The following is an 11,237-nucleotide window of genomic DNA, read 5'->3' as shown; positions in this document are numbered from 1 at the left end:
GCCAGGAGCCAAGTGCATTACTCCGGAATTCAGACCATATGGTCAAAAACAGCCGGTTCATTCCTCGCCCCGGCAGGAAGGGGAGGTTGTTCTGCTCTGCTGCTCCGACCGCGGGGGGAAAACATATTGCGCTTCGGCGGGGATTTTTATTCGCCGCTGGCGCAGCGCAGGGGTGAAAAAAACGCTTGCAGCCATGCCCTGACCCGGCTCTGTCATGGGCCGAGACCGCAAAAACAAGACGCCCCTCCTGTACGAAGGACTGACCGATGGACCGCAACAGCCCGAAAATCCTCGTGGCCGACCTCGTCGGCCTGGCGTTTGATGCGGCCGGAGCGCCCGATGCGTCAGGGTTTCGCGCCCATGTCGAAAGCCGGGGCGGGCGGTTTCACATCGGTTCGGCACGCGGAGTGCAGCCCGATGAGGGGCGGGCGACCTTTTTCTACCTGCCGCATCTCTCGACCCGGGAGGAACTGATCGCCGAGGCCGGTGACGGGCTTTATGATGCGGTGATCGCCGCGGCGACCTTCCTGCCGGTCGAGACGCGCTTTGATCTTGGGGGCGTCAGGATCGGCACCGGTACCGGCAATATGGGGTCGGCAAGCTGGGGTGGCGGCGACGGGCTGGGCGGCGTTGCGCCTTTGATGAATACGCCCGGGATCAATGCCCGCGCCACGGCGCAGATGGTGATGAAAGCGCTGCTCGGCCAGCGCCCCGATCTGCCGGTCGGGGCCTTGCATGACCTTGTGGTGGCGGGCCGTTTCGATACCGGGCGCGACCTCCTGCGCTACCCGACGCGCAAACTGGAGGGCCAGCGCCTCGCGGTGATCGGATATGGCAATATCGGGCGTGAAGTGGCGCTGCTGGCCCGCGCCTTCGGGATGGAGGTGGCGATCCATGCCCGCCCGCGCCACCGGATTTGGATCGAAAGCGAGGGCTTTCACTATGCCGCCACCCCGCAAGAGGCCGCGCGCGGGGCGGATGCTCTGTCGGTCCATCTCGGCCTTGGGCCGAAGGGGCCTGACGGGTTCGCGAATGCGGGGCTGATCAATGAGGCGGTGCTGGCGGCGCTGGCGCCGGGGGCGGTGCTTCTGAACTATGACCGGGGCGAGCTGGTCGATATCGCGGCGCTGGAGAGCGCGCTCAGCGCCGGGCAGGTCGGGTTCGCAGCGATTGATGCGGATCTCTTCGTCGATGCGGCGGGCGTGCTTTCGGGCCCGATGGCGCCCTATCTGGGTCTTGTGGAGCGGCATGGCGCAAAGCTTTCGCTCTTGCCGCATGCGGCGGCGGATACTGACCACCCGACCCGGGTTGCGGGTGCGATCCAGGCGGCGGATCAGCTGCTTGATGCGATTTCGACCGGGGTGGTGCGCAATCTGAAGGGCGATCTGCCCGAAGGCTACAGCGATGGCGGCCCGCTGACCCCTGCGGGGCTGGGGGGCGTAACACCGCAGGATCTGGCGCGGTTTGCGAAAGGCGGGCTTCCGGCTGCGGCGCGGGAACTGGCCGATGCCCTTGCAGGGGCGGAAGCCGGTGCGCTGTCGGGCGAGGCTCTGATGCTGGCCGCGAACAGGCTTGCCAGGCTGATGCGTGAGGAGGGTCTGGCCGGCCCCTGGAAAGGCTGAGGGCGCGGGTAAATCCCTGGAGAAACCGTTGTGAGACGCCGCGTCACAGCCTATATTGAGCGCACGCATATCAGGGATCCCGCCATGTCAGTCCAGTCTTACAACCTTTCGATCACCTCGGCGAAGATCGTGACGGCGGCCGATGGCGGACGGGAATTGCGGGTCCATTATACCGGCAATGGCAGCGGCGACGTGGTGCAGCCGCTTGACGCCACCGATTTTGATGCGCTGCTCGCGGGCTGTGAACAGGTGGCGCGGCGCATCTTCCAGCAGGAATTCCGCCTTAACAGCGCGGTGGAACTGTCCTTCGCGCTGGAGGACCGCAATGAGCTGAAGCTCTGGCACACAAAGCCCGGTCTTTTCATCAAATGCCCGCTGACCATGCATATGGAATGGTCCTGCCCGCATCTGAGCCAGGCCTATAAGACGATGACCACGCTGGGCGTGGTGGAACTGCCGTCGGAAATCGCGTTGGACGGCAATGCGATCGGCGCCGATGAGACGGTCAAGGTGATCATGGATTCCATGGCCGGCGGAGTCGAGTTCATGGGGGGCGTCATGCTGATGCGCAATCTGATCGACCATGACAGCGAAGCGGGCCGCATGCGCGCGGCCGCCCCGACCCCGCACTGATCCCGCCGGGACCATCGTCCTGAACCCCGCAGAAACCGCCGCCAGCTGCGACAAATCGCGTCGCGTCAATCTGGCCGTCTGAGACTGATTCCAGTTGCCAGCGCAGCTTTGCCAGCCTATCGGAAGCCCCATGAGACAGCCTGACGCCAGCACTCCCCTTCGTATCGGCACGCGCGGATCGCCGCTGGCGCTGGCACAGGCATTCCAGACCCGGGACTGGCTGCGCGCAGAGCATGGTCTGCCGGTCGAAGCCTTCGAGATCGTGGTGATCAAAACCACGGCTGACCGGGTGCTCGACAAGTTGCTGAAAGAGATCGGCGGCAAAGGTCTTTTCACCAAGGAACTGGAAGAGGCGCTGCTGGATGGCCGCATCGACCTTGCTGTCCATTGTGTGAAGGATATGGCGGTGGCCGAGCCTGAGGGGCTGGTCTCGGATATCTTCCTGCCACGCGAAGACCCGCGTGATGTGCTGGTGTCGCATAAGTATCGCAGCCTTGCGGAATTGCCTCAGGGTGCCTCGGTCGGCACATCCAGCATGCGGCGAGGCGCGCAGACATTGTTCGTGCGCCCAGATCTGCGCATCGTGAATTTCCGGGGCAATGTGCAGTCGCGGCTTTCCAAACTTGAGCAGGGCCTTGCGGATTGCACTTTCCTCGCATTGGCGGGACTGAACCGACTTGGGATCTCCGCGCAGGACTGGACGGTGATCGGGACGGAAGAGATGCTGCCCGCCATCGGTCAGGGCGCGCTGTCGGTCCAGCGCCGCAAGGGCGATCTCTGGGTGCGCGATCTGCTGATGCCGCTGCATGATCCGGTTTGCGAGCGCGAAATGGCCTGCGAGCGCAGCTTTCTCGGGACGCTGGAAGGGAGCTGCCAGACTCCGATCGCGGGCCTCGCACGGCTGAGCGATGATGTGATCCATTTCCGCGGCGAGATCCTGCGCACCAATGGCGCCGAGCGCATCTCGGTCGAGGGCAGCTGCCCCGCCGCAGAGGCCGCAGCGCTTGGCGCGCGGCTTGCGCGTGATCTGCTGGGCCGCGCTGGCCCGGGCTTTTTCGACTGGAAACGCCCCTGCGGCTGAGGCCGCCCTCTCTTCCGGACATCCTCCTGTGACCGGCCGCGAAGATGCGGCTTAGCGCCGCCCTAATCAGGGCTGCAAGAAACGCTCATAGGCAAATCAGGTTTTTCAGCGGCATCATTTCCTCAGGCGACCGGCCGATCCGGCGGTCACCCTCTGTCACTTTCCGCGTGAGGAAGCCGAAATGTCCGCCGAAACGTCTGTCGAAAAAGTCGATACTCTCGTGATCGGGGCCGGCCAGGCCGGTGTCGCGATGAGCGAGCATCTGGGCCGGCGCGGCCTGTCGCATCTGGTGGTGGAAAAGAACCGCATCGCGGAAAGCTGGCGCACGGCGCGGTGGGATTCGCTGGTGGCCAATGGCCCGGTCTGGCATGACCGTTTCCCGACGCTGACCTTCGAGGAGCTCGACCCCGACGCTTTTGCCCATCACGACCGGGTTGCGGCCTATTTCGAGGCCTGCGTCGCTCAAAACAACTCGCCGGTGCGCTGCGGCGTGACGGTCACTTCGGTTCAGCCGCTTGAGACGGGTTTCCGGGTCGAGACTTCCGAAGGCGTGATCGAGGCGCAGAATGTTGTGGCAGCCACCGGCGCGTTCCAGAAACCGGTGATCCCGCCGGTGGTGCCCGCGAGTGCCGGTCTGCATCAGCTGCATTCGCATGGCTATAAGAACCCCGATCAGCTGCCCGAAGGCGGCGTGCTTGTGGTCGGCGCCGGGTCTTCGGGGGTGCAGATCGCCGATGAGTTGCGGCGCGCGGGCCGCAAAGTCTGGCTCTCGGTCGGGGCGCATGACCGCCCGCCGCGGCGCTATCGCGGCAAGGATTTCGTCTGGTGGCTGGGCGCACTTGGTATCTGGGACACGACCACGCCCGCACCGGGCACCGAACATGTGACCATCGCGGTCAGCGGCGCGCGGGGTGGCCAGACTGTCGATTTCCGCCGCCTTGCGAATGAAGGCATGGGGCTTGTCGGGATGACCGCGCGCTATGAGAATGGCGTGATGCATTTCGCGCCCGATCTGGCGAAGAATGTGGCGCAGGGCGATGCGAATTACCTCGGCCTTTTGCAGCAGGCCGATGCCCATGTGGCAAGCCAGGGCCTCGAATTGCCCGAGGAACCCGAGGCGCATCTGATCGGCGCGGATCCTGCCTGCCTCACCGATCCCGTGCTGGCGCTGGATCTGGCGAAAGAGGGTATCACCACGATCCTCTGGGCCACTGGCTATGCGCTGGATTTCAGCTGGATCAAGGCCGACATCTTCGATGAACGCGGTCGCCCGGCGCATTCAGGCGGCGTCTCGGTGGTGCCGGGGCTTTACTTCCTCGGTCTGCCCTGGCTGTCGATGCGCGGCTCCTCTTTCATCTGGGGGGTCTGGCATGATGCTGACCGGCTTGCCGGTCATATCGCGGCAGAGCAGGCGGTTCCGGCCTGATCTAGGCCTTGCCGTGACATCCCCCCGGGCGGGTCGTCGCCCGGGACTGACCCCGCTTGCCGGAGCCGCAATGACCGTCCGCATCGAACAGGATCTGCTTGGCCCGCGCGAGGTGCCGGGTGCGGCCTATTGGGGCATCCATACCCTGCGGGCGCGTGAGAATTTCGCGATCTCGGGCCGGGTGATCGGCGAAGAGGGCGATCTGATCCATGCACTGGCCGCGATCAAACTGGCCGCGGCCGAGGCCAATCGCGATCTTGGCCTGCTGGAGGGGCACCACGCCGCCGCGATCATCGCCGCCTGCCGTGAGATCATGGCGGGCGCGCTGCGCGATCAGTTCCTGGTCGATCAGATCCAGGGCGGGGCCGGTACCTCGACCAATATGAACGCGAATGAGGTCATCGCCAATCGTGCGCTGGAACTGATGGGCCGCGCCAAAGGCGATTACGTGCATCTGCACCCGAATGAGCATGTCAATCTGGGCCAAAGTACCAATGACGTCTATCCGACCGCGCTGCGGCTGGCGACCTGGACGGCGATTGGCCGGCTTCTGACCGCGATGGCGGATCTGCGGCAGGCTTTCGCGGCCAAAGCAGCGGAGTTCAGCGATATCCTGAAGATGGGCCGCACCCAGCTTCAGGAAGCGGTCCCGATGACCCTGGGTCAGGAATTCGGCGCCTTCGCCACCATGCTGGCCGAAGACGAGGCGCGGCTTTGCGAGGCCCGCGCGCTGTTATGTGAGATCAACCTAGGCGCGACAGCCATCGGCACCGGCCTGACCGCCCATCCCGATTATGCCGCACTGGTCCGCGTCCGTCTTGAGGCGCTGACCGGCATTCCGCTGATCACCGCGCCCGACCTGATCGAGGCGACCCAGGATTGCGGCGTCTTTGTTCAGGTCTCGGGCGTGTTGAAGCGGGTGGCGGTGAAGCTGTCTAAAACCTGCAACGATCTCAGGCTTTTATCCTCTGGCCCCCGTGCGGGGTTTAATGAAATCAACCTTCCCGCCCGCCAGGCCGGGTCGTCGATCATGCCCGGCAAGGTCAATCCGGTGATTCCCGAAGTGGTGAATCAGATCGCGTTCGAGGTGATCGGCAATGACATCACGATCACCATGGCGGCCGAGGCCGGGCAGTTGCAGCTGAATGCCTTTGAGCCGGTGATCGCCTGTACCATCTCGCGCTCGATCCGCCATCTGACGGCGGGATGTGAGACCCTGCGCGCGCATTGCATCACGGGCATCACCGCCAATCACGCGGCGCTGGCGCAGTCGGTGACGCAGTCCATCGGGATCGTCACTGCGCTGAACCCCTATATTGGCTATGAAAACGCGACCGAGCTGGCGCGTGAGGCCTTTGCTTCGGGCCGGGGCGTCTGCGAGCTTGCGCTGGAGCGCGGGCTCTTGCCCGAGGCGCTGCTGACCGCGATCCTCAGCCCGGAAAACCTGACCCGGCCCTCACGGTCCCTGATCTCACCGCAGGTGAGGGGGGGATGAACTCTGGCGCGCGCCCCGTCAAAGTTTCAGCCACCGGGCCCGCGCAAGTCTCGCGGTCGGGCCCCTGTCTGGTCTATGCTCCACCGGCAACAGGGGATCGGAAAGGGGCAGGGATGGCGCTCAGGTTCACGCTCAGACAGCTGGAATATCTGGTGGCGGTGGGGGATTATGGCTCGGTCACCGAGGCGGCAGAGCGGGTGAATGTCTCGGCGCCCTCGGTTTCGGCGGCCATCTCGCAGCTGGAGCGCGAATTCCGCATCACGCTTTTCGTGCGCCGCCATGCGCATGGGCTGTCGCTGACCCAGGCCGGGCGCAGCTTTGTCGAACAGGCGCGCCGCATCCTGACCGAGGCCGCCGCGCTGAATGCGCTGTCGAATGAGGTGACGGGGCAGGTGCGCGGGCCCTTGCATGTCGCCTGCCTGATGACCTTTGCACAGGTCGTGATCCCCGCGTTGCGTCGCACCTTCTGCGAAAGCTATCCCGAGGTGGAATTCGCCCAGAACGAGCTGGATCATGCGGGTATCATCGAAGGCCTGCGGCTGGCGCGCTTTGACCTCGCGCTGAGCTATGACCTTGATATCCCATCGGATATGGAGTTCCACGAGCTTGGCGCCCTGCCGCCTCATGCGGTCCTGCACGAGGGCCATCCGCTGGCGGATCGTGACAGTGTCAGCCTTGAGGATCTGGCCGAACATCCGATGATCCTCCTCGATCTGCCCTATAGCGCGAGCTATTTCATCTCGCTGTTCCGCGAGGCCGGGTGCAGCCCCAATATCGTCGAGCGGACCCGCGATATCTGGGTGATGCGGGCCCTGGTGGCCAATCGCTTTGGCTATTCCATCGCCAATATCCGGCCCGCGATTGATCTGGCGCTGGATGGCGGGCGGCTGATCGACATCCCGCTGAGCGGCAATCCGCGCCCGATGCGGCTCGGGATCATCACCATGCGCGACGCGGCGAAATCGCTGACCGTGCGCCGTTTCATCGAATTTTGCAGCGAGAAGCTGAAAGACGGGGTGCATCCCGGAATTCGCCGCCTCTCGGTGCCGCCCGAGACCTGACAGGAGCAAGACCATGACCCTTCCCGCCACCTCCGCCGAATGGCGCGCCCGTGCCGGCGCGCTTCGCTTTCGCAACCAGCTTTATATTGACGGGGCGTTCCGGGATGCACAGGCGGGCGGGCGGTTTGCCACGGTGAACCCAGCGAATGGCGCCGTGCTGACCGAAGTGTCGCGCGGCATGGCGGCGGATATTGACCTTGCGGTGACGGCGGCACGGCGGGCCTTTGACGACGGGCGCTGGTCGCGCCAGACGCCATCGGCGCGCAAAGAGGTGCTGCTGAAGCTCGCAGGCCTGATCCGCGAGAATGTCGCGGAACTGGCGCTGCTGGAAACGCTGGATATGGGCAAGCCCATTGGTGACAGCTCGACCATCGACGCGCCCGGATCGGCGCATTTCTTCCAGTGGCATGCCGAGGCCAGCGACAAGCTTTATGACGAGGTCGCGCCCACGGGGGGGCGCGATCTGGCTCTGATCCGGCGCGCGCCCCTGGGCGTGATCGGGGCGGTGGTGCCGTGGAACTTCCCGCTCGATATGGCGACCTGGAAACTCGCACCCGCACTGGCCATGGGGAACTCCGTGGTGCTGAAACCGGCCGAACAATCGCCTTTGTCGGCTTTGTTCCTTGCCGAACTTGCCTCTGAGGCCGGGCTGCCTGACGGGGTGCTGAATGTGGTTCCGGGTTACGGCGTCGAGGCAGGCCAGGCGCTTGGCCTGCACGGCGATGTCGATGCGCTGGTCTTCACCGGATCGACCGCGACCGGCAAGCGGTTCATGAATTATGCCGCCCAAAGCAATATGAAACAGGTCTGGCTGGAGACCGGAGGCAAATCGCCGAACCTGATTTTCGCCGATGCCGATCTGGACCAGGCCGTGACGATGGCGGCCTTCGGGATCCTGTTCAATTCGGGCGAGGTCTGTTCTGCCAATTCCCGCATCCTCGTCGCGCGCTCGGTGCAGGAGGAATTCACCGAAAAGCTGATCGCGGCCACAGCCGCCTGGCCGCTGGGTGACCCGCTGGATCTGGCCACCCGCATGGGGCCGCTGGTGGAAAAAGCCCATGCCGACAAGGTCGCGCAATATATCGAGATCGGCAAGGCCGAGGCGCGGTTGGTGCATGGCGGGGACCGCGAGACCCGTGACGGATCGGATTGCTATATCGGCGCCACGATCTTTGCCGATGTTTCGCCTGACGCCCGGATCGCGAAGGAAGAGGTCTTCGGCCCGGTCCTGGCCGTGACACCGTTTGACAGCGAGGAAGAGGCGCTGAAGATCGCCAATGACAGCGAATATGGCCTCGCGGCCTCGGTCTGGACCCGGGATCTGAGCCGGGCCCTGTCAGTGTCGGATGGCCTCCATGCGGGGACGGTATCAGTCAATACGGTGGATGCGCTTTCCGCGATGACGCCCTTTGGCGGCATGAAACAATCGGGATTCGGCCGGGATCTGTCCTTGCACAGCTTTGACAAATATTCGGCGCTGAAAACAATCTGGATCAAATACTAAGCAGCTAAGCCTCTTTTTCGGGCGCAGGCCGGGCGGCCTGGTTCCGGCCCGTTCCCCCGTCGCATCCCCTCTTGCGGCGGGGCCGAACCACTTGCGAGCCTGAAACGTCGCAATCCTGCGAATTCTTGTTTGTTTTCTTATGATTGGTATTGTTTTCCGCTGTCTGGAACCGCGCTATGCCCAGGCATCTCGCCCCGGTGAGGTGCTGATTAGGCGCAGTCTAAGCAAGGCTTCCGAAACCCATCATTTACCAGGCCAGGCCCCGGCAATCCTATGGGGCAGATCCCGCTTTTCCCCCTGACCCTGCATCAAGGATGTCCCCAGATGCGCGACGCGAAATATGATATCCTGTTCGAGCCGCTGGCCATTGGTCCGCTTGTGGCGAAGAACCGCTTTTACCAGGTGCCACATTGCAATGGGGGCGGCTACCGCGATCCATCTGCTGCTGCGGCCATGCGTGGCATCAAGGCGGAAGGCGGCTGGGGGGTCATTTTCACCGAACAGACCGAGATGCATCACAGTTCGGAAATCACCCCTTTCATCGAGTTAAGGCTTTGGGAAGACAAAGACATTCCGGGGCTTCGCCGGATGTCGGATGCGATGAAGACCCATGGCGCGCTGGCGGGGATCCAGCTCGCCTATTCCGGGATCAATGGCCCGAATTTCTACACCAAAGAGGTGCCCCTGGCGCCCTCGGCCATGCCCATCCGCACCTTCACGAATGACCCGGTCTCGGCGCGCGCGCTGTCGAAATCCGACATCACTGATCTCAGGCGCTGGTTCGTCAATGCCGCGAAACGTTCGAAACTTGCCGGCTTTGACCTGATCTGCCTTTACGGCGCGCATGGCTTCGGCATTTTCCAGCATTTCCTGTCGCGTGCCACCAATCAGCGCAGCGATGAATATGGCGGCAGCCTGGAAAACCGCTCGCGCTTTGCCCGCGAAGTGGTCGCGGATATCCGCGATGCCGTGGGTGACACGATGGCGATCACCATGCGCGTCAGCCTTGACGAACAGATTGGAAATCTTGGCTTTTCCAATGCCGAGGTGCGCGAATTCGTCGAACTGAACGGCGATCTTCCCGATCTCTGGGATCTGGCTCAGGGGGCATGGGAGGATTGTTCTGGCCCTTCGCGCTTCAAAGAGGAAGCCGCGCAGGAGGTGCTGGTCTCCGGCATCCGCGAGCTGTCCTCGAAACCCGTGGTCGGCGTGGGCCGCTTCACCTCGCCGGATGTGATGGCGCGGATGATCCGCCAGGGCGTTCTTGATTTCATCGGCTGCGCGCGGCCCTCGATTGCCGATCCGTTCATCCCGAAAAAGATTGACGAGGGGCGGGTCGAGGATATCCGCGAATGTATCGGCTGCAATATCTGCATCACCGGCGATATGACGATGTCGATCTCGCGCTGCACCCAGAACCCGACCTTTATGGAAGAATGGCGCAAGGGCTGGCATCCCGAGAAGATGAACGCCAAAGGCGACAGCTCGACCGTGCTGATCGTCGGCTCCGGCCCTGCCGGGCTGGAGGCCGCCCGCGCGCTGTCCCTGCGGGGCTATGACGTGGCCATGGCCGAGGCGACCACGACCCTTGGTGGCCGCGTCGCGCGGGAACGCCTGCTGCCCGGGCTTTCCGCCTGGGGCCGCGTGGTCGATTACCGGCAATACCAGATCAGTCAGCGCCCGAATGTCGAGACCTATTTCGACAGCCGTCTGGGCGCGGCCGAGATCCTTGAATTCGGCTTCCAGAACATCTGTATCGCGACCGGGGCACATTGGCGGGCCGATGGTGTCGCGCGTCAGCATGTGGTGCCGATGGCGATTGATGCGGCCATGCCCGTCTGGACACCTGATGATGTGATGGCGGGGAAACATCCCGCCGATCTGAGCGGCAGGACGGTCGTCGTTTATGATGACGACCATTATTACATGGGCGGCGTCATGGCCGAGGTGATGGCGAAAGCGGGCGCGAAGGTGATCCTGGTCACGCCCTCGGCCTATGTGTCGGACTGGACGCGCAACACGCTGGAACAGGGGGCGATCCATCTGCGGCTGGTGGAGCTCGGTGTCGAGATCCGGCTGAACACCGGCATGACGGCGGTGCGCGCCGGCGCGGTCGAGGTCAATTGCAGCTATACCGACCAACGCCGCGAGCTCGCGGCCGATGCCGTTGTGATGGTCGCCTCGCGCCTTGGTGATGATGCGCTTTACAACGACCTTATCGCGCGTGAGGCCGAATGGGCCGATGCCGGTATCCGGTCGGTCAAACTGATCGGCGATGCAGCGGCGCCTGCACCCATCGCCTGGGCGACCTATGCTGGCCACCGCTATGCCCGCGAGCTTGACACCCCAGATATCGGCGACGCGCTGCCGTTCCGCCGCGAAGTTACCGAACTCGAACCGCTCTGAAGGAATGGT

9 protein-coding genes are annotated in these 11,237 nt (G+C 63.9%); all 9 read left to right on the top strand.

The annotated features are described in order from the left end of the window. Positions 1 to 202: hypothetical protein (locus tag M3484_RS21360; RefSeq protein WP_249499154.1), on the top strand; the 202-nt coding region annotated here is incomplete at its 5' end. 64 nt (positions 203 to 266) lie between these two features. Then, a complete protein-coding gene (locus M3484_RS21355) occupies positions 267 to 1,622 on the top strand; it encodes an NAD(P)-dependent oxidoreductase (protein ID WP_249499153.1) in 1,356 nt (451 codons plus the stop codon). Between the two features lie 84 nt (positions 1,623 to 1,706). Beyond that, positions 1,707 to 2,255 carry a hypothetical protein gene (locus M3484_RS21350; protein WP_092898852.1) on the top strand — a complete coding sequence of 183 codons (549 nt, stop codon included), beginning with the start codon at positions 1,707 to 1,709 and terminating at the stop codon, positions 2,253 to 2,255. 130 nt (positions 2,256 to 2,385) lie between these two features. Then, on the top strand, positions 2,386 to 3,336 hold the full coding sequence (gene hemC / locus M3484_RS21345) for a hydroxymethylbilane synthase (RefSeq protein WP_249499152.1): 951 nt from the start codon (positions 2,386 to 2,388) through the stop codon (positions 3,334 to 3,336). Between the two features lie 181 nt (positions 3,337 to 3,517). Beyond that, positions 3,518 to 4,762, top strand: a complete 1,245-nt coding sequence (locus M3484_RS21340; RefSeq protein WP_249499151.1) for a flavin-containing monooxygenase — start codon at positions 3,518 to 3,520, stop codon at positions 4,760 to 4,762. 70 nt (positions 4,763 to 4,832) lie between these two features. Next, a complete protein-coding gene (locus M3484_RS21335) occupies positions 4,833 to 6,257 on the top strand; it encodes an aspartate ammonia-lyase (protein WP_249499150.1) in 1,425 nt (474 codons plus the stop codon). Positions 6,258 to 6,370: 113 nt separating this feature from the next. Then, a complete protein-coding gene (locus tag M3484_RS21330) occupies positions 6,371 to 7,318 on the top strand; it encodes a LysR family transcriptional regulator (RefSeq protein WP_092898844.1) in 948 nt (315 codons plus the stop codon). Positions 7,319 to 7,331: 13 nt separating this feature from the next. Next, positions 7,332 to 8,822 (top strand): aldehyde dehydrogenase, encoded by a 1,491-nt coding sequence (locus M3484_RS21325; RefSeq protein WP_249499149.1) that lies wholly within the window; start codon positions 7,332 to 7,334, stop codon positions 8,820 to 8,822. 324 nt (positions 8,823 to 9,146) lie between these two features. Further along, positions 9,147 to 11,228 carry an oxidoreductase gene (locus tag M3484_RS21320; protein ID WP_249499148.1) on the top strand — a complete coding sequence of 694 codons (2,082 nt, stop codon included), beginning with the start codon at positions 9,147 to 9,149 and terminating at the stop codon, positions 11,226 to 11,228. Positions 11,229 to 11,237 lie beyond the last annotated feature (9 nt).

Source organism: Pseudomonas sp. GX19020, from assembly GCF_023371075.1.
Classification (GTDB): Bacteria; Pseudomonadota; Alphaproteobacteria; order Rhodobacterales; family Rhodobacteraceae; genus Pseudogemmobacter.
This window is presented reverse-complemented; position numbering and strand designations above follow the sequence as displayed.